This window comes from Sphingomonas sp. S2-65, assembly GCF_021513175.1.
Classification (GTDB): Bacteria; Pseudomonadota; Alphaproteobacteria; order Sphingomonadales; family Sphingomonadaceae; genus Sphingomonas.
This window is the reverse complement of the sequence record NZ_CP090953.1, coordinates 2,589,888-2,607,930: the sequence shown is the minus strand read 5'-3', so window position 1 is coordinate 2,607,930 and position 18,043 is coordinate 2,589,888. Positions and strand designations below refer to the sequence as shown.

At 66.7% G+C, this 18,043-nt stretch carries 17 protein-coding genes; 8 read left to right on the top strand and 9 right to left on the bottom strand.

The features are described 5' to 3' along the window. The first annotated feature begins 26 nt into the window (after window positions 1-26). Window positions 27-728: an NAD-dependent deacylase gene (locus tag LZ586_RS12195; protein ID WP_235076561.1), complete on the top strand. Its 702-nt coding sequence runs from the start codon at window positions 27-29 to the stop codon at window positions 726-728. 4 nt (window positions 729-732) lie between these two features. Here the strand turns inward: LZ586_RS12195 and era are convergent, their stop codons facing one another. Genes era through lepB form a run of 3 tightly spaced genes read right to left on the bottom strand, consistent with a single transcriptional unit; the run spans window position 733 to window position 3,192 of the window. Further along, on the bottom strand, window positions 733-1,635 hold the full coding sequence (era, locus tag LZ586_RS12190; RefSeq protein ID WP_235076560.1) for a GTPase Era: 903 nt from the start codon (window positions 1,633-1,635) through the stop codon (window positions 733-735). Between the two features lie 43 nt (window positions 1,636-1,678). Then, the gene (gene rnc / locus LZ586_RS12185) at window positions 1,679-2,392 is read right to left on the bottom strand and encodes a ribonuclease III (RefSeq protein ID WP_413777341.1); all 714 of its coding nucleotides are present in this window, start codon (window positions 2,390-2,392) and stop codon (window positions 1,679-1,681) included. After that, complete coding sequence (lepB, locus tag LZ586_RS12180; RefSeq protein ID WP_235076559.1) at window positions 2,347-3,192, bottom strand: signal peptidase I; 846 nt, start codon at window positions 3,190-3,192, stop codon at window positions 2,347-2,349. Before lepB ends, rnc begins: the two co-directional genes overlap by 46 nt. 112 nt (window positions 3,193-3,304) lie before the next feature. On the opposite strand from lepB, the gene pgi reads away from it, so the two are divergent. From pgi to gorA, 3 genes are all read left to right on the top strand, one after another. Then, a complete protein-coding gene (pgi, locus tag LZ586_RS12175; protein WP_235076558.1) occupies window positions 3,305-4,798 on the top strand; it encodes a glucose-6-phosphate isomerase in 1,494 nt (497 codons plus the stop codon). Further along, window positions 4,795-5,097, top strand: coding sequence for an alkylphosphonate utilization protein (locus tag LZ586_RS12170; protein ID WP_235076557.1), 303 nt, complete (start codon window positions 4,795-4,797; stop codon window positions 5,095-5,097). The genes pgi and LZ586_RS12170 overlap by 4 nt, the downstream gene beginning before the upstream one ends. A gap of 70 nt (window positions 5,098-5,167) precedes the next feature. Then, a complete protein-coding gene (gorA, locus tag LZ586_RS12165) occupies window positions 5,168-6,514 on the top strand; it encodes a glutathione-disulfide reductase (protein WP_235076556.1) in 1,347 nt (448 codons plus the stop codon). Between the two features lie 143 nt (window positions 6,515-6,657). Here gorA and LZ586_RS12160 read toward each other — a convergent pair whose 3' ends face one another. Further along, entirely contained in the window at window positions 6,658-7,926 is a 1,269-nt protein-coding gene (locus LZ586_RS12160) for a dicarboxylate/amino acid:cation symporter (RefSeq protein WP_235076555.1), read from the bottom strand. A 71-nt stretch (window positions 7,927-7,997) separates the two neighbouring features. Here LZ586_RS12160 and glmM point away from each other — a divergent pair, with 71 nt between their 5' ends. From glmM to LZ586_RS12140, 4 genes are read left to right on the top strand one after another with little or no spacing between them, the layout of a single operon-like run. Then, window positions 7,998-9,338, top strand: a complete 1,341-nt coding sequence (gene glmM / locus LZ586_RS12155; protein WP_235076554.1) for a phosphoglucosamine mutase — start codon at window positions 7,998-8,000, stop codon at window positions 9,336-9,338. After that, window positions 9,338-9,562 carry a DUF1272 domain-containing protein gene (locus LZ586_RS12150; protein WP_235076553.1) on the top strand — a complete coding sequence of 75 codons (225 nt, stop codon included), beginning with the start codon at window positions 9,338-9,340 and terminating at the stop codon, window positions 9,560-9,562. The genes glmM and LZ586_RS12150 overlap by 1 nt, the downstream gene beginning before the upstream one ends. Window positions 9,563-9,566: 4 nt before the next feature. Beyond that, a complete protein-coding gene (thiD, locus tag LZ586_RS12145) occupies window positions 9,567-10,724 on the top strand; it encodes a bifunctional hydroxymethylpyrimidine kinase/phosphomethylpyrimidine kinase (protein WP_235076552.1) in 1,158 nt (385 codons plus the stop codon). After that, complete coding sequence (locus LZ586_RS12140) at window positions 10,717-11,361, top strand: ribonuclease HII (protein WP_235076551.1); 645 nt, start codon at window positions 10,717-10,719, stop codon at window positions 11,359-11,361. The genes thiD and LZ586_RS12140 overlap by 8 nt, the downstream gene beginning before the upstream one ends. 43 nt (window positions 11,362-11,404) lie before the next feature. On the opposite strand, the gene LZ586_RS12135 is transcribed toward LZ586_RS12140, so the two are convergent. The 5 genes from LZ586_RS12135 to LZ586_RS12115 form a co-directional block, all read right to left on the bottom strand. After that, entirely contained in the window at window positions 11,405-13,024 is a 1,620-nt protein-coding gene (locus LZ586_RS12135; protein ID WP_235076550.1) for an MFS transporter, read from the bottom strand. Between the two features lie 115 nt (window positions 13,025-13,139). Beyond that, a complete protein-coding gene (locus LZ586_RS12130) occupies window positions 13,140-13,811 on the bottom strand; it encodes a glutathione S-transferase family protein (RefSeq protein WP_235076549.1) in 672 nt (223 codons plus the stop codon). Between the two features lie 48 nt (window positions 13,812-13,859). Next, the gene (locus LZ586_RS12125) at window positions 13,860-14,279 is read right to left on the bottom strand and encodes a hypothetical protein (RefSeq protein WP_235076548.1); all 420 of its coding nucleotides are present in this window, start codon (window positions 14,277-14,279) and stop codon (window positions 13,860-13,862) included. A gap of 172 nt (window positions 14,280-14,451) precedes the next feature. Further along, window positions 14,452-15,423 (bottom strand): alpha/beta hydrolase, encoded by a 972-nt coding sequence (locus tag LZ586_RS12120; protein ID WP_235076547.1) that lies wholly within the window; start codon window positions 15,421-15,423, stop codon window positions 14,452-14,454. Window positions 15,424-15,478: 55 nt separating this feature from the next. Continuing rightward, window positions 15,479-17,944 (bottom strand): glycoside hydrolase family 9 protein, encoded by a 2,466-nt coding sequence (locus LZ586_RS12115; protein WP_235076546.1) that lies wholly within the window; start codon window positions 17,942-17,944, stop codon window positions 15,479-15,481. Window positions 17,945-18,043 lie beyond the last annotated feature (99 nt).

Sequence of the window (18,043 nt, the reverse complement as noted above, 5' to 3'; positions counted from 1 at the left end):
CCCAGCGACCCACTACCTTTGCAGCCATGGGCGACATTCAGAACATCGTGATCCTCACCGGCGCCGGCGTGTCAGCCGAGAGCGGCGTGGCTACCTTTCGCGGTCCGGGCGGGCTGTGGGAAGGGCATCGGGTCGAGGATGTCTGCACGCCCGAGGCGCTGTGGCGGCAGCCCGAGCTGGTGCACCGCTTCTATGATGACCGGCGCGCGAAGCTCGGCACGGTTCAGCCCAACGCCGCGCACGAGGCGCTGGCGCGGCTGGATGCCGAGTGGCCGGGCGGGCTGCTGCTGGTCACGCAGAATGTCGACGATCTGCACGAGCGCGCCGGATCGACGCGCATGATCCACATGCATGGCGAGCTTACTTCAGCGCTGTGCGCTTCGTGCGGGACGCGGGTGCCGTGGCAGGCGCCGCTTCCTCCCGGCACCCCCTGCCCCGCCTGCCAGATGGCGGCACTGCGGCCCGACATCGTGTTCTTCGGCGAGATGCCGTACCATATGGACGCGATCGAAGCGGCGTTGGCACAGGCTGACCTGTTCGTGTCGATCGGAACCTCAGGCGCGGTCTACCCGGCCGCGGGGTTCGTGCGGACCGCCAAGCATCACGGCGCGCAGACGCTTGAGCTTAATCTTGATCCCTCGGAGGGTAGCATCTGGTTCGACGAGAGCCGGATGGGCACAGCCGGCACGCTGGTGCCGGCCTGGGTCGAAGGCGTGCTGAGCAGCTGAGCGGCTATTCGACCCAGTCGAGCCCGATCTCGCGGTAGAGCGAGCGGTCATTCTCCCAGCCCGGCTTCACCTTGACGTGCAGGTAGAGGTGCACCGGAACTCCCATGACCCGCGACAGCTCGGCGCGGGCGCGGGCGCCGATTTCCTTGATGCGCGTGCCGCCCTTGCCGAGCACGATCGCGCGCTGGGTGTCGCGCTCGACGAGTATCTGCTGGTGGATCTCGACCGAGCCGTCCTCGCGCTCACTGTACTTCTCGGTCTCGACTGCCGAGGCATAGGGAAGCTCGGCGTGAAGCTGGAGATAGAGCTGCTCGCGGGTGACTTCGGCGGCGAGCATGCGGTCGGTGGCATCGGAGACCTGATCCTCGGGAAAGTGCCAGGGCGCCTGGGGCATGCGCGCGGCGAGCGCTGCCTTCATCTCCTCGACGCCGTCGCCGGTTTGCGCCGAGACGAAGAAGGTCTCCTCGAACGCGAATGCCTCGTTAAGCTTGGCGGCGTGGCCGAGCAGGCGCGGCTTGTCGGCGACATCGACCTTGTTGAGGATCAGGATCTTGGGCTCGGGACGCGCGGCCAGGCTCTCGATGATCGCCTGGACCTTGCTGCCGACGCCGGCCTTGCCGTCCACCACCAGTGCAATCACATCGGCATCCTTGGCGCCATCCCAGGCAGCGGCGACCATCGCTCGGTCGAGCCGCCGCTCTGGCGTGAAGATGCCGGGAGTGTCGACCAGCAGCAGCTGGGTCTCATCTTGGATCGCCAGGCCCATCAGCCGGGTACGCGTGGTCTGCGCCTTGGGCGAGACGATCGCGACCTTCTGCCCCACCAGAGCATTCACCAGCGTGGACTTGCCGGCATTCGGCGCGCCGACGATCGCGACCAAGCCGCAGCGTTGGGTTTCAATGTTCATACATGCATTCCTAGCGTTCCCTCCCGCTGCCGGGAGGAACGTGTCACTTTTCCAACTGCTTCAACAGCGCTTCCGCCGCTTCGGTTTCGGCTTCCTGCTTGGAGGTGCCTTCCCCCGTCGCCTCGGCGAACTTGCCGATAGCAACCTTCACGGTGAAGCGTGGGCTGTGGTTCGGGCCGGAGCGGTCCACGACCTCATATTCGGGCGCGCGCCGGTTCTGCGCCGCAGCCCATTCCTGAAGTGCCGATTTGGGGTGCTTCGGCGCCTTGGCATGGATGTCGACGCGATCGCTCCATGCCTTGCGTATGAAGTCTCGCGCGGCCTCCAGGCCCTGTTCCAGGTAGAAGGCACCGATCAGCGCCTCCATCACGTCACCCAGCACATTGTCGCTGTCGGCGGCGCCGTCATCGCGCGCCTGCTTGCCCAGGCGGAGATGCGGCACCACACCCATTTCGCGCGCGACTTCGGCACAAACGGGACCGGTCACCAGCGCGTTGAGGCGGCGGGACAATGCGCCTTCAGGCTCCTGGGGAAAGCGCTCGAACAGCCATTCGGCGATGCACAGCCCCAGTACCCGGTCGCCCAGAAACTCCAGCCGCTCGTAATTGTCGGCGGCCTGGCTGCCATGAGTCAGTGCCCGCTCATAGCTGCTCAGAGCAGCGGGCTTGCGGCCGAACGTCTTGGCAAGCCAGTCCGCCAGCGTCGGCGTACTCAGAAGCCTTCTCCGATCCGGTTCCAGCGCGCGGCGGTGAACCAGGTCCACGGGAGCAGCCAACTGGCGCTGCCATCGGTCGACCAGAAGTTGACGATCGCCTTACCCTCGATGTTCTGGAGCGGCACGAATTCGATGCCGCCCTCTTCATGGCTGAAGCGGCTGTCCATCGAATTGTCGCGGTTGTCGCCCATCATGAAGACGTGGCCGGCGGGCACGGTGTAGACGCCGGTATTGTCCTTGGGCAGCATGCCCTGGTCGAGCACGTCATATTGCTTGCCGTTCGGCAGCGTCTCGCGGAAACGCGGGATCGCGCAGACGGCGTTGCCCTGCGCATCGATCTGCTCGAACTGCGGCTGGCAGCGCTGAAAATTGGGCGTGATCGGCAGCACGAAATTGGCGACATGCTGCTTGGGGACCGGCTTCCCGTTCAAGATCAGCTGGCCGTCGACCATCTGCACGGTATCGCCCGGCAAGCCGATGACGCGCTTGATCCAGTCCGTGTCGTTGCCCGGGGGCGCCTTGAACACCACCACGTCGCCGCGGGCGGGCGTGCCGGGGAACACCCGGCCCGGGATCAGCGGAAGGCTCCACGGCAGCGAGTGCTTGGAATAACCGTAGTTCCACTTGGTGATGAACAGATAGTCGCCGATCAGCAGCCGCGGCAGCATCGATTCGCTGGGGATCGAAAAGGGCGAAAAGATGAAGCTGCGCACCACGAACACGATCAGCGCCAGCTTCACCAGGAAGGAAGCGAGATCCTTCCATTCCGACTTGGGCTTCGCCGGAGTCGAGGCCGCGCGTGCGGGCTGGTCGTTGGGCTCGGCAGGAGGCGCGTTTTCCATGAGGCTGCTCTGCTTGGGCTGAAGGGTGGCGTCAAGCCGATGAATACGGGTGGCCGCGACCGTTTCGGGCGCGTAGGGGCGTGCGGCAGATGCTGCCCTACAGGAGATGAACATGGCATTGCCCGACTGGTCGCCCATCCGGAACCTCGAGCGCCGCACGCTGGCGCAGTTGTTCGAGGGCGATGCCAACCGCGTCGCCACGCTGTCGGCAGATGTGGCGGGCATTCATTTCGACTGGTCGAAGACGCATCTCACGCCCGAGGCGGTTCAGGCTTTCGCGGCGCTCGCCGAACAAATGGGGCTGTCGGCCAAGCGCGACGCGCTGTTCGCGGGTGAGGCGATCAACGTGACCGAAGGCCGCGCGGTCGAGCACACCGCGCAGCGCGGCGAAGGATCACCTGAGAGCGTCTCGCTGGCAAAGGGCTTTCACGCCCGCATGCGCGCGCTGATCGACGCGATCGAAGCCGAGGCGCTCGGCCCGGTGCGGCACATCCTGCACATCGGCATCGGCGGCTCGGCACTGGGGCCTGAGCTTCTCGTTGACGCGCTGGGACGTGAGTCCGACCGCTATGACGTGGCGATCGTGTCGAACGTCGACGGCGTGGCGCTGGAAGAAGCGGTCAAGAATTTCGATCCTGCCGCGACCATCGTCGCGGTCGCGTCGAAGACCTTCACCACTACCGAAACGATTTTGAACGCCGAGAGCGCCCTGGCCTGGCTGGCCCAGGGCGGCGTCGAGGATCCCTATGGCAAGGTGATCGCGCTGACCGCCGCGCCGGAAAAGGCAATCGAGTGGGGCGTCGACGAGACCCGCGTGCTGCCTTTCTCCGAGTCAGTCGGCGGGCGCTATTCGCTATGGTCGTCGATCGGCTTCCCGGCCGCGCTGGCGCTGGGATGGACCGCGTTCGAAGAAATGCTGGAAGGCGCCGCCGAGATGGATCGCCACTTCCGCCTGACGCCGCTGGCGCAGAATGCCCCTGCCCTCGCCGCGTTCGCCGACCTCTATTACACGCAGGCGCTGGGCTGCGAGACCCGCGCGATCTTTGCCTATGACGAGCGGCTGCGGCTGCTGCCCTCCTACCTCCAGCAGCTGGAGATGGAGTCGAACGGCAAGCGCGTGACCGCCGAAGGCCAGCCAGTGGATTGGCCGACCGCGCCGATCACCTGGGGCGGCGTCGGCACCGACGCGCAGCATGCGGTGTTCCAGCTGCTCCACCAGGGCACGCGGCTGGTACCGGTGGAGTTCGTCGGCGTGATCGAAGCGGGCGACGTGCTTGCCGAGGATCATCACCGCCAGCTGCTGCTCAACATGTTCGCGCAAGGCGCCGCGCTGATGGCCGGACGCGACGCCGAGGACAAGGCGCGCGCCTATCCCGGCAACCGCCCGTCCTCGACGCTGCTGATCGACGACCTCGATCCGCGCACGCTGGGTGCGCTGCTCGCCTTCTACGAACAGCGCACCTTCGTGAACGCGGTGCTGCTGGGCATCAACGCGTTCGACCAGTTCGGCGTGGAGCTGGGGAAGGAAATGGCCAGGGCCGCCGACCAGGGCGGCACCTTCGACGCGTCGACCACCGATCTGATGCGCCGGGCATTCGGCGCATGAGCGACGAGGACTATGTCTATGACGAGGCGAGCGGGGAATGGGTCCCCGCCGGCCAGGCGGCTGCAGCGGTGGACACCGGGGACGCGGTCGAGGTGCGCGATTCGGTCGGCAACCTTCTGCAGGACGGCGATCAGGTCACGCTGATCAAGGACCTGACCGTCAAGGGTGCGGGCCAGACGCTGAAGCGGGGCACGCTGATCAAGTCGATCCGGCTGACCGGCGATCCGCAGGAAATTGACTGCAAGTATGACGGCATCAAGGGCCTGGTGCTGCGCGCGGAGTTCGTCCGCAAGCGCTGAGCCCGGCTCGCATTTCCCGTCACTTCCACCCATATCCCGTGCTCACGCGAAGCAGGATTCAAGGATCGCCATGGCCGACTATGACTATGACCTATTCGTCATCGGCGCAGGATCCGGCGGCGTTCGTGCCTCGCGCGTATCGGCGGCATATGGCGCCCGGGTGGCGGTTGCGGAGGAGTACCGGGTCGGCGGCACCTGCGTCATCCGCGGCTGCGTGCCCAAGAAGCTGCTGATCTTCGGCGCGCACTTCGCCGAGGATCTGAAGGACGCGCGCCGCTTCGGCTGGGACGTGCCCGACTGCCGCTTCGACTGGGCGACGCTGCGCGACAACGTGCTGGCCGATGTCGACCGGCTGAACGGGCTGTATACCCAGACGCTGCACAACAACCAGGTCGAGGTCTTCAACGAGCGCGCGACGGTCAGCGGGCCGAACGAAGTGACGCTGGCGAGCGGGCGCAAAGTCTCGGCCAAGCACATCCTGATCGCCACCGGCGCGCATCCGCTGGTGCCGGAATTCCCCGGCAGCGAGCTGGGGATCACCTCGAACGAGGTCTTCCATCTCGACAAGCTGCCCAAGCGCGTCCTCATCGCCGGCGGCGGCTATATCGCCAACGAATTCGCCGGCATCTTCAACGAGTTGGGCAGTCACGTCACGCTGGTGAACCGCACCGACGTGATCCTGCGCGGCTACGACCATTCGATCCGCGACCGGTTGCTGCAGATCTCGATCACCAAGGGCATCGATTTCCGGTTCCATTCCGAGTTCCGCAAGATCGAACAGATCGAAGGCGGCGCGTTGCGCGTCGAGCTGAGCAAGTTCGAACCAATCGAAGTCGATTGCGTGCTGTTCGCCACCGGCCGCAAGCCCAACACCGCGGGCCTGGGGCTGGAGGAAGTCGGAGTCGAGATCGACGACATGGGCGCGGTCAAGGTCGACGACGAGAATCGCAGCTCGGTGGAGAGCATCTTCGCAGTGGGCGACGTCACCAACCGCGTGCAGCTGACGCCGGTGGCGATCCGCGAGGGCCAGGCGTTCGCCGACACGATCTTCGGCAACAAGCCGCACAAGGTCGATTACAGCTGCATCCCGAATGCAGTGTTCAGCCACCCGCCCATGGCCGGCGTCGGCATGACCGAGAGCGAGGCCAAGAACAAGCTGGGCTCGATCGCGGTCTACCAGTCCGATTTCCGGGCGATGAAGAACGTGCTCGCCGACCGCAACGAGCGCGCGCTGTACAAGATGGTGTGCGAAGGCACGACCGGGCGCGTGGTGGGGCTCCACATGATCGGTCCCGATGCGCCCGAAATCCTGCAGGCCGCTGCGGTGGCGGTGAAGGCGGGGTTGACCAAGGACGCGTTCGACCAGACGGTGGCGCTGCACCCGACGATGGCCGAGGAGCTGGTGCTGCTGAAATAGCGGCCTGGCTCGACGCGGCGCGTAGAAAGCGTGTTATTCCCCGGCGAAGGCCGGGGCCCAGTATGGATGCGGTTTGTGAGGTGGCTTTGCGCCTCCAACGGGTGGCAGCTGGGCCCGGCCTTTGCCGGGGAAGTGCTTGACCCCTAGGACTCCTGCGCGAGTACCGCGTCCGCATGGTCGCGCGGGACGTCACCGGCGCCACGCGACAGCCAGACGGTCGCCGCCAGGTCCCAGGTGACGTTGCCGACGGTGCGCATGATGTCGGGCAGCGTCTCGACCGCGACCAGCAACCCGAGCGGCGTGATCGGCGCGCCGATCGTCGCCGCGACCGGGGAAATGGCGCTGACATAGCTGACCGTGCCGGGCAGGCTGACCGACCCCAGCGAAGTAAGCGCCGCGACCACTGCGCCGACCATCAGGGTGGCGGGATGCAGCGGTACGCCGAACCATTTGGCGACATAGATCGCCACTGCGAAGTTCATCGCCGGGCCGGTCGCGCGGAAGATCGCCACTGCCAGCGGCAAGGTGACGCCGGACACGGCTACGGGAACGCCGACCGCGGCGGCGCCCTCGATCATCACCGGCAGCGTCGCGAGCGACGATTGGGTGCTGATCGCCACTGCCTGGCTGGGCATCGCGGCGCGGATGTAGCGGCCCAGGCCCACCCTGCCGCCGATCACCGCCACGGGATAGGCGAGGACCGCGATGACCAGGCCGACGCTGGCGACGATCAGGATATAATGGAGCAACGCGCCGAACGCGCCGGTGCCCGCCTTCGCGCCGACGACTAACGCCAGCGCGAATACCCCGACCGGACCGATCCACAATACCCAGTCGATCACCACCAGCATCACGTCGCGGATGGCGACGAAGAAGTTCGTCAGCAGCGTGCGGGCCTCCTGGCCGACCCGCGTGATGGCGAAGGCGAAGACCAGCGAAAAGATGATCAGCGAGATGAACGCGTTCTCCGCCGCCGCCTTGACGATGTTGGCCGGGATGATCGCGGCCAGAAACTCGCCGAGCGGGGGCACCGGGCCGATCTTCTCGGCGTTGGTCAGCGCAGCGCGCAGGCTGGCCGCAGATTCCTGGGGCAGCGGCGCGATCTGGAGGAACAACGGCGTCAGCAGCCCGGCGATGGCCGCCGACAGGAACAGCAGGAGGACGTAGAGCGCGATCGCGCGTCCCGCCAGCCGGCCCGCCCGCGCGGCCTCTGCCGTCGCGGTGACGCCGGTGACCAGCAGCGCAACGACGAGCGGGACGATAGTCATCTGCAGCCCGTTGAGCCATGCCTGCCCGACCGGCTGCGCCCAGCCGGCGACGGTGAGGCCGGTTTGCGGCGAATAGGCCGCGAGCATCGCGCCGATCGCCAAACCGACCAGCAAGGAAAGAAGAATACGCGTCGGTTGCGACATGCTCGCCCTTTGAGGTTTTCGCCGCTATCACGGCGGGCACATAACGCGACAAGGGCGTGAGAACGCACGATATGGCAAGAAAATATTTCGGCACCGACGGGATCCGCGGCGCCACCAACGCATCGAACATGACCGCGGCGATGGCGATGAAGGTCGGCATGGCTGCGGGTTGCCACTTCCTGCGCGGCGACCACCGTCACCGCGTGGTGATCGGCAAGGACACGCGGCTGTCGGGCTATATGCTCGAAAACGCCATGGTCGCCGGCTTCACTAGCGTCGGCATGGACGTGGTGCTGGTGGGGCCGATGCCGACCCCGGCGGTGGCGATGCTCACCCAGGCGATGCGCGCCGACATGGGCGTGATGATCTCGGCCAGCCATAATCCCTATGCCGACAATGGCATCAAGCTGTTCGGCCCCGACGGCTTCAAGCTGTCGGACGCCGACGAGCTGGCGATCGAGGCGCTGATCGATGGCGATGTACAACTCGCGCCGTCGAGCGAGATCGGCCGCGCGCGGCGGGTGGACGATGCCGGCGGGCGCTATATCCATTTCGCCAAGTCGACCTTTCCCGCGGATCTGCGGCTCGACGGCCTCAAGATCGTCATCGATTGCGCCAATGGCGCGGCCTATCAGGTCGCGCCCTCGGCATTGTGGGAACTCGGCGCCGAGATCATCGCGATCGGCGTCACCCCCAACGGCAAGAACATCAATGACGGTGTCGGCTCCACGTCGCCGCAGACGCTGTGCGAGACGGTGGTCGCATCGGGCGCGCATATCGGCATCGCGCTGGACGGCGACGCCGACCGGCTGATCGTAGTCGACGAGACCGGCAAGGTGGTCGACGGCGACCAGCTGATGGCGCTGATCGCCGGCGGCTGGGCGCGCCAAGGCCGCCTGGCCGGCGGCGGGCTGGTCGCGACGGTGATGTCCAACCTCGGGCTGGAGCGGCATTTGTCGGCGCAGGGGCTGGGGCTGATCCGCACCAGCGTCGGCGACCGCTACGTGCTCGAGAAGATGCGGAGTTCGGGCTATAATGTCGGCGGCGAGCAGTCGGGGCACATCATCCTGTCCGACTATGCCACCACCGGTGACGGTCTGGTCGCGGCGTTGCAGGTGCTGGCCGAAATCGTCCGCGCCGGGGCGCCGGCCAGCGAAGTGCTGCACCGGTTCGACCCGCTGCCGCAGCTTTTGAAGAATGTGCGATTCCAGGGCGGCAAGCCGCTCGACGATCCGCGGGTGAAGGACGTGATCGCCGCTGCCGAAGCCGAGCTGAACGGCAATGGCCGGCTGGTGATCCGCGCCTCGGGCACCGAACCGGTGATCCGAGTGATGGCGGAGGGCGACGACCAGGGCCAGGTGGAGACGGTGGTCGACCGCATCTGCAACGCCGTGCGCGAGGCCGCGGCCTGATGCTCGAAATGCGCCCCGATTGCGAACGCTGCGGCGTCGACCTGCCGCCGGACGAGGCGGGCGCGTTCATCTGCTCGTTCGAATGCACCTTCTGCGCGGAATGCGCCGACCGGCTGGACGAGCGCTGCCCGAATTGCGGCGGCGAGCTGCTCGACCGCCCGGCGCGCGTCGACGACGCGCTCGAGCGTCATCCCGCTTCCACCCAGCGCCGGTTCCAGGGCTGATACCATGACGCCACGCGTGCTGATCATCGCGGGATCGGATTCAGGCGGCGGCGCCGGGATCCAGGCCGACATCAAGACCATCACCATGCTGGGCGGCCATGCCATGACCGCGATCACCGCCTTGACGGCGCAGAACACGGTGGGGGTACAGGCCGTGCACGCGGTGCCTACCGACATGGTGCTGGCACAGATCGATTCGGTGGTGCGCGACATCGGCGTCGATGCCGTGAAGATCGGCATGATCGGATCGGCGCGGACTGCGCTGGCAGTCGCCGAGAAGCTGGCCGAGCTGCCCGGCGTGCCGGTGGTGTTCGATCCGGTGATGGTCGCCTCGACCGGCGCGCGGCTGGCCGACGAAGCGACGATCGTGGCGTTCGAGCGGCTGATGGACCGCGCCACGGTGGTCACCCCCAACTTGCCCGAGCTGGAGGCGCTGGGCCGCGATCCGCTGGAACTGGTGCGCGCGCATGGCTGCGCGGTGTTGGTCAAGGGCGGTCACCGCGCCGGGGCCGACGTGACTGATCGGCTGTATTCGGTCGATCCCGAGGATCCGCCCGAGATCGCCTGGACCGAACCGCGGATCGAGACCGATGCGACGCATGGCACCGGCTGCACGCTGTCTTCGGCGATCGCCTGTGGATTGGCGCAGGAATGGGATCTGCCCGAGGCAGTGACGCGCGCGCGCCGGTTCGTGCGGATCGCGATGCGCGAAGCCCCGGGGCTTGGTCGCGGGCATGGCCCGATGGGACAGCAGGCGGTGCGCCTCGACAGCAATATGAGCTTTTTCGAGCCGATGCTGAACCAGGTGACCGTGCCTGCCACCGACCTGGCCGCCAGCGAGCGCTTCTATCGTCTCCTCGGCATGCGCCAGGTGGTGCGCGCCAGCCCACGCTATGCCCGGTTCGAGACCGAGGGCGGCGCGACGTTCTCGGTGGCGACCGACCCGGTCTATACCGCGCCGGTGGTCTATCTCGAGTGCGGCGACCTGGACGTGACCGTCGCCTATCTCCAGCAGCAGGGCGTCAAGTTCGACCAGGAGCCGCGCGACGAGAAATGGGGCTGGCGCGAGGCGCGGCTGACCGATCCCGCCGGCAATGCCATTCGTCTCTATCAGGCTGGCGAGATGCGGCGCTTTCCGCCATGGCGGCTGGACGATGCTTAAGCGTGCCGGGCCTGACCTGAAGTTCGAACGTAGATACAAGCGCTTGCACAAGGGGCTTGTTGCCGGCGTCGATGAGGCCGGGCGCGGTCCGCTGGCCGGGCCGGTGGTCGCCGCCGCTGTCGTGCTCGACCCCAAATGCATCCCCGAGGGAATCGACGATTCCAAGGTGCTGACCGCGGCCAAGCGCGCCGACCTGTGCGCGCAGCTGCTCGCCTGCGCCAAGGTGGGCGTGGGCATGGCCAGCGTCGAAGAGATCGACACGATCAACATCTTCTGGGCGACGATGCTGGCGATGCACCGCGCAGTGGACGCGCTCGGCTTCCGCCCTGCCTTCGTGCTGGTCGACGGCAATCGCTGCCCCGACTGGGACCATCAGAGCCAGGCGGTGGTGAGCGGCGACGCGCTGTGCCTGTCGATCGCCGCGGCATCGATCGTCGCCAAGCATCGCCGCGACGGCATCATGGAAGAACTCGACGCGCTGCACCCGGGCTATGGCTGGAAGTCGAACAAGGGCTATTCGGCCAAGGTCCACCAGGAAGCGTTGCGCGTCCTGGGGCCGACGCCCCACCATCGCCGCAGCTTCGGGCGGGTAGCGCAAGCCGAGCTGGATTTCGGCCCGGCGATCGCGGCGGAATAGGCCGCCCGCTGTTCCCGGCGAAGGGCGGGGAACTGGCTGACCCTCAATCGATCTTGTCGAGCTGCCTGAGCAAGGCATCGAAGCTGTCGTCCGCTTCGGGCTCGCGGAAGCTGGCGTCTAGCGCAGTGGCCATCGCGGTGGCGCCGAAGCCGAGCCGGCGCTTGGTGCTTTCCAGCAGCGCGAAGATCGACACCCGCTTGCCCTGACGCGCGCGGATGAGGTCGCCGCCGGGGAAGGCGACGCCGATGCGCAGCCCGGCCACCGACGAGGCGTTGCGCAGGGTGCGGCGTGCCGAGGTCCAGACATGGCCGACCACTTCGCGCCCCTCGACGGCCCCAGGCTCCTGGATCGCGGTGAGACGGTGGAGCGTGTAGAGGCCCAACAGCGCGGAAAGGAGGAAGAAGAACTCCCAGTGCGTGAACACCAGCCCGAACAGCGCATTGGTGCCGCTGGGGCTCACCCATTCCAGGTTGAGGCGTAGCTGGCGCTTGGCGAAGAAGTCCGCCGCCCAGCCGCCGACGATCGGCGCCGAGCCGGCTGCGACGGCACTGATCAGCGCATTGGCCGCCATGTAGCTGGTGGCGATCCCCTCCGGGCTCAGCTTCATGACGATGTTGCCCGAAGCAAGGCCGACCCCCGCCCCGGCGGCGCCCATGACGATGTGCAGCACGACCAGATAAGCGGAGCGCGCAGTGGTGCTCTCGAACTCGCTGGCGAAGGCCATGCCGGCGATGCACAGCAGGAACAGCGGGGTCGCGACCGACAGCACCGACTTGTTGGCGAAGCGGTCGCTGAGCTGGCCCCAGCCACGCACCACGCTGACGCTCGCCAACTGGCTGACGACAGTGAGGATCAGCACGAAGCTCATCGAAAAGCCGAGTTCGCGGACGAAATAGACCGTAAAGAACGGCGTCGCGAGGTTCACCGCGAACTGCCAGCTGGCGAGATAGCGCAGCATGTTGCGGAAGTTGCGGTCCTTGAGCGGCTGGAGCAGCAGCTTGTATAGCGATGCGGTGGGGCCACCGCGCGGCATCTGCGGTTCGGGCACCATTGCCAGGAAGGCAGTGCTGATCAGCCCGAAGACGAATCCGACCAAATAGAGGGCCGAGTAGATGCGGTCGCCCAGCGCGTGCGAGCCATCGGCCCATTCGAGCGCCACGGCCGCGCCAACCGTCGCGACCGTGCTGACCAAGGTTCCGTACACGCCGCGCCGCGCGAAGAAATGGCCCAGCCGCTCGGGCGGGAGCAGGTCGCGCATCCAGCTGTTCCAGCTGCACGCGCCGACCGCGTTCAACCCATAGTGCAGCAGCGCGGCGGCGAGCAGCACGCCGGCCGCGACATCGCGGTCGGGAATGAACGGGACAGCGGCATAAGTCGGCAGCGCCAGCCGCGCGAAGAACACGCAGGTGACCGAGATCAGCCGGCGGCGGCGCAGCCGCTCGACCAGCTTCACAGTGGGCGCCTGAAGGATCTGCGTGAGCAGCGGAATGGCCGCGAGCAGGCCGATCTCGCTGTTGGTCGCGCCGATATGGATCGCCAGCGCCAGCAGCACCACGCCCGAATTGAGCGCGCCGATCGCGGTTGCGGCCGCGGCGTCGATCAGCAGGTGACGGGCGGCCCTTTCGCGTTCCTCGGGCGTGATCGAGGATTGCGGTGCGAGCATCTCGATGTTCCGTCTCCCCGGTTGAAGGGCCCCAACCGGGGCCTTGCCGAAGCGTTCCCTAGCTGCACGACCGCGACGCCGCCGCCCCGCAAAACCCCGGGTCAGGACGCGCCCGTTACAGGTCGAGCTTCTCGTAATCGGCAGGCGGGGCGATGCCTTCCATCCGCTCGGACAGCAGCGGGCGGAAGCTCGGGCGGCTCTTCATGCCGATATACCAGCGTTTGGCCTGGTCGTGGCTCTTCCAGTCGATGCCGCCCAGATAGTCGGCGATCGAGATCTGCGCGGCGGCGGCGAGGTCGGCGAGGCTCATCGTCGCACCGCCCAACCATGTGCGGTGATCGAGCAGATAGTCGATATAATCGAGATGGCCGACCGCGGCCTTCATCGCCGCGCGCAGCACCTGCCCATCGGGTGACTGCTTGTAGACCAGCCGTTTCAGCATCCGTTCCTGAAGCAGGGGCGCGGTGATCTCGCTGAAGAACTGCGTGTCGAACCAGATGGTCAGCCGGCGTATCTCGGCGCGGTCGACGGCGGTGCCGTTGAGCATCGCCGCCTTGTCGACCGTTTCCTCGAAAAACTCGCAGATCACCGCCGAATCGATCAGCGTGACGCCGCGTTCGGTGTCGACCATCACCGGCACCTGGCCGGCGGGGTTGAGGTCCATGAACTCGTCGCGGCGCATCCACGGGGATTCACGCACCGGCTCATACGCGACGCCCTTTTCGCCCAGCAGCAGGCGAACCTTACGCGAGAAGGGGCATAGGGGGAATTGAAGGAGCTGCCACATGCGGTTCTATTGAGCCGCGGCGCGCGGCGCGTCCAGCGCTTCCGCGCATCAATCGCCCGCGTCGAGCATCGCAGTCAGCGGCGCCAGCGCGGCCTGGAGGCGGGCAGCAGTCCGGCCGAGTTCGTCGCCCATCGCCAAAGCGTCGTTGGCGACAACACCGGCGGTCCGGACCGCGTCGCGGGTGCCGGCGTGCAGTTTGGCCTGGAACTGGGGATCGCGGCGGCGCTGGACATCGCCCAGCGTGTCGTTCGGGCGTACATCGCCTTCGGGGTCGACATACCGGGCGAGCGGACCGACACGGGTGTCGAGGACGATGCCTGCGACCTGATCCACCATCATCGCGACACCTTCCTGGACGAGCGGATTGCTCAGCGCACGCGCGGCAGCTTGCGCCTTGCTATCGGTCTGCGCAGCGGCAGGCGCGGCGATAGCGCAGAGCGCTGCTGCGGCAATGGAAAGGGAACGCATACCATTCTCCCGAGTCGGCAGGATGTGCATGTACATGCATTCCAGCGGCTTAGCACCGGATGAACGAACACGCTCGCGATCTTCTCCGCTGGGGAATGCCGGCCCATCGGCACTCAGATCCAAAGACCGGCGGGTGACGCCCGCCGGCTCCCGTCTGTCGCTTACCCTACCGTCATTCGGCCGGCTTCATCCAGCCGTGCATGGTCATCCAGCTGGCGAAGGCGTTGAACCAGCCGGTGCTGGTCGTCGTCTTTGGATACATGCCAAAGCCGTGCCCGCCCTGTTCGTAGAGGTGGAACTCGACGGGCCTCTTCGCCGCCTTCCAGGAGTCGATCAGGCCGAAGCCGCCGTTCGCGAAAAAGGGATCGTCGGAAGCCAGTGCCACGAAGAGCGGCGGCGCGTCGGCGGGAACGGTGACGCTGGCGAGCGGGCCGTAGATGTTGGCGATGAATGCCGGCTTGGCATCCTGTCCTGCCATCGCGGTAGCCATGGTGAGCATCGCACCGGCAGAAAAGCCGACCATGCCCACGCGGTTCGGGTCGACGCGCCATTCGGTCGCACGGCGTCGGATCAGCGCAAAGGCAGCCCGCGCGTCGGCAATCTGCGGCGCAAGGCCGGCCATCATCTGCTCGGGATTGGGCCGGGGCGGGCGTGCCGCGGTGGTGGAGAACATCTCTGCCATCGATTTCTCAAAGGCAGCCATCTCCCGCGGGGTTTGGTTCAGGCGATATTTGATGACGAAGGCGGCAACACCCTTTGCGGCAAGCGCCCTGGCGACGTCCCAGCCTTCATTTTCCATTGACAGGGTGCGGAAGCCGCCGCCGGGCGCGACGACTACCGCCGTGCCGGTCGCCTTGGCAGGATCGGGGAGGAACGGCGTGAGCGTCGCGACCACCACGTTGCGGGCGAAGACGCTGCCATATTGGCTGTGCCAGGATTCGGGCGTGTTTCCGCCCGGAAGCGGACCGGTGCCAAGCTCGATTGCATTAGGCTGCGCCGGGATCTCGATCGGGCGCATCTTGTCGTCCTGCGCGAAAGCCGGGACGGACAGTGCACAGGCGAGTGCAGCACCGACCAAGGCGGCACGCCGCCGGAGGAAGCTGCGCGGGCTGCCTGATGCTCGCTGGTTGATGCTGTTCGCCACTAGACCTCTCCTGTCGTTCAGCCCCGTTTGCTTGGGCTCTCTATGTGTTTGCGGGTCACCTGCTGCGCTGAGTGAGCTGCGATCCTGCATTGGCGAGCGCGATGTACATGGCGCCTTCGGGCACGACATATTCGTTCTCGCCCCAGAAGAACGGCCAGTCGTCACGGTTCTCCGGATAGTCCGGCTTGAGCAGCAGGACTCCGGGCACCACGCCGCCGGGGATGAAGGAGAAGTCGGCGCGGTTGCTGCCATAGGCCACTTCCTTCGACACCGCGCCCACGCCGGAGACGAAGGAGCGATCCGACGCCGGGTGATGCCCGTGCAGGAAGTCGAGCGCGCGCGTCACCGGCGCGGTGTCGACGATATCCGGAAAGGCCCGATGCAGCGCATAGGCGGTCAGGCCGAAGTTCAGCACCGCGCCGCTGCCGGCCCAGCCGCCGGTGGTGATGGGCACGCCAAAGGGATTCTCTTTCAGCGCCGCCTGCGCCTTGGCGGCCCATTCGCGGGCTGCGGGCTCGAGTGCAGTTCGGTAGCTCGCCGGCATGTACGGGATGGCCTTGGCCATGGTCGTCGCGGTGAAGGCGAAGCTTCGCAGCATCGCTGGCGTCAGCGCCTGCACGCGCTCGGCATAGCGCTTGTCGCCAGTGGAGACGAGCAGCTCCACCGCGGCAGTGAATTCCTCCACCTCCAGCGGGCCGCCGGTGGTGTTTCCATGCTGGAACATGTCGGGCGCGTGGCTGTGCTCGTCGGTCCAGATCTTCTGCGCAAGGTCGAGGCAGCGCTTGGCGAAGGCCGCATCGCGGTCCTTCCAGGCCCGGTAGCTCGCGGCGAGCGCGGCGGCCGAGCCATAGTCGAGCGCCGACGCCTTGCTGGTGAAGGCCCAGCGATCGTCGGGCGTGCCGCTGCGCCCGCCCTGCTTGTCATAGGCCTGCTCGTACGGCTTGAGCTTCGGATCATAGATGAGCCCGTCGGTCTTGCTCGCGGCGTCGCCCAGATGGGTATACTGGCCGACATCGGGCTCGACGATGCCGTGGATCGCATGGCCGACCGCAGCATATTGTGCGAGCAATTGCAGGCTGCCGTGACGGATCTGTTGGAGGATGTCCGGCGTGCCATCGGGCACATGGATCTCCACCCGCCGCGTGGCCCAGTCGACCGATACGGTATCGCGGTCGATCCCGAAGGTCTCCCATGCGTCGACCAATTGGCGGATCACCTGATATTGCGTCTGGGTGCGGATGTCGAAGTCGCCGGCATCGAGCCAGCCGCCGACCGCCAGGCCCGGGATATGCTCGCCGGGCTTGAAGGGCGTGTCGGTGGTCGGGCCCTGGCGGTACAGATCGATGTGCTCGTGATCGAGCGGCGCCTGACGGGCGTCGTCACGATGAGGGTCGCCATGCCAGACGCGGTAGGCCTCGTTCACCGCGACATGATCCATGGCGATCGGAAAATAGACGTCGTTGGTCAGTTTCCAGCTATCGTGCAGCACGCCGGCTTCGATCGGGAAAGGCGCGGTGCGGGTATCGCCATATTCGATCGCGTAGGTACCGGGCGCGGTGACCTTGCTGAAGTCCAGCTGCACATAGCGGTAGCGCAGGTAAGTGCCCCACTCGCGCGCGGCGAGCGAACCCACGGCCGTGAACGTACCGGCGGCATTCAGTTTCAGGAGCCGTGGCTGGAGCTTGCGGCGGTCGTCGCGATCCAGCTCGACGGTCGCGATCTTGGCGCCGCCCGGCGTATAGCCGACCTGCGAGTGGCCGATCACCGGCGGGCGCAGCCAGCCCGGCACGCTGTTGGCGTCCAGCGTCCATTCGATCACGCGACCGGTGCGTCCGCCAGGCAGCAGCTGGCGCGCCACGAACCAGCCATTCTGCGCCTGGTTACGGCCGTCGAAGAGGGAGACGCTGCCCTCGCGCGTGGCGATGCTGACGCGCCGCGACGGATCCTCGGGCGCCAGTACCAGGCTGCGCCCGGTGGCGAAGGGAAGCGGTTCGGCGCCGGGCCCTTCGCTCCGGCCGCTGGCCAGGTTTCGCTCCGAAGTCAGCGTCATCAGGTCCGCAGGATAGCGCGGGAAGAGTGCTGCCTTCCCGTCAGCGGTGTAGCTGTGGCGGAAATACGCCGACGGGACGAACTCGAGGTTGAGCCCGGCCTTGCCCACCTGTTGAGCGGGGAGAGGCTGGTCGAGCAGCACCGACAGGATGATGCTGCCCCCGCGGCGTTCTGCCCGCACGGTGTACTGAAAGTCGGGGTACTTCATGACCGCTTCGATCACGCCGTTGGCCTTGTCGACGCGGCGGCTGACGAATGCGGCGGCCGGATCCCACTGGCCGGGTGTGGCGGCGAGACGGACATCCCCATTGGTGGCGGTGCGAATGCCCTGCTGGATCAGTTCGACGCCACTGATCTTGGCATCGGCGAACAGCCCTTCGTTGACGTTCGAGAAGACGAGCCAGTTTACTCCTGGAGCCTCGAAATAGTCCGACCTGTCCAGCCGCAGGGTTTCTTGCGCAAAGGCCGGCATGGCCGATGAAAGAAGCGCGGCAACAACCACGGCCTTACGACGCAAGCGCATCGGCTATCCCCTCTGATATTCTTCTTATGTGAGCGGTACCATAGCCGG

Coding starts and splice junctions, on each gene's coding strand:
- LZ586_RS12195 (WP_235076561.1), top strand. CDS start 27: ATGGGCGACATTCAGAACATCGTGATCCTCACCGGCGCCGGCGTGTCA.
- era (WP_235076560.1), bottom strand. CDS start 1,635: ATGAACATTGAAACCCAACGCTGCGGCTTGGTCGCGATCGTCGGCGCG.
- lepB (WP_235076559.1), bottom strand. CDS start 3,192: ATGGAAAACGCGCCTCCTGCCGAGCCCAACGACCAGCCCGCACGCGCG.
- pgi (WP_235076558.1), top strand. CDS start 3,305: ATGGCATTGCCCGACTGGTCGCCCATCCGGAACCTCGAGCGCCGCACG.
- LZ586_RS12170 (WP_235076557.1), top strand. CDS start 4,795: ATGAGCGACGAGGACTATGTCTATGACGAGGCGAGCGGGGAATGGGTC.
- gorA (WP_235076556.1), top strand. CDS start 5,168: ATGGCCGACTATGACTATGACCTATTCGTCATCGGCGCAGGATCCGGC.
- LZ586_RS12160 (WP_235076555.1), bottom strand. CDS start 7,926: ATGTCGCAACCGACGCGTATTCTTCTTTCCTTGCTGGTCGGTTTGGCG.
- glmM (WP_235076554.1), top strand. CDS start 7,998: ATGGCAAGAAAATATTTCGGCACCGACGGGATCCGCGGCGCCACCAAC.
- LZ586_RS12150 (WP_235076553.1), top strand. CDS start 9,338: ATGCTCGAAATGCGCCCCGATTGCGAACGCTGCGGCGTCGACCTGCCG.
- thiD (WP_235076552.1), top strand. CDS start 9,567: ATGACGCCACGCGTGCTGATCATCGCGGGATCGGATTCAGGCGGCGGC.
- LZ586_RS12140 (WP_235076551.1), top strand. CDS start 10,717: ATGCTTAAGCGTGCCGGGCCTGACCTGAAGTTCGAACGTAGATACAAG.
- LZ586_RS12135 (WP_235076550.1), bottom strand. CDS start 13,024: ATGCTCGCACCGCAATCCTCGATCACGCCCGAGGAACGCGAAAGGGCC.
- LZ586_RS12130 (WP_235076549.1), bottom strand. CDS start 13,811: ATGTGGCAGCTCCTTCAATTCCCCCTATGCCCCTTCTCGCGTAAGGTT.
- LZ586_RS12125 (WP_235076548.1), bottom strand. CDS start 14,279: ATGCGTTCCCTTTCCATTGCCGCAGCAGCGCTCTGCGCTATCGCCGCG.
- LZ586_RS12115 (WP_235076546.1), bottom strand. CDS start 17,944: ATGCCGGCCTTTGCGCAAGAAACCCTGCGGCTGGACAGGTCGGACTAT.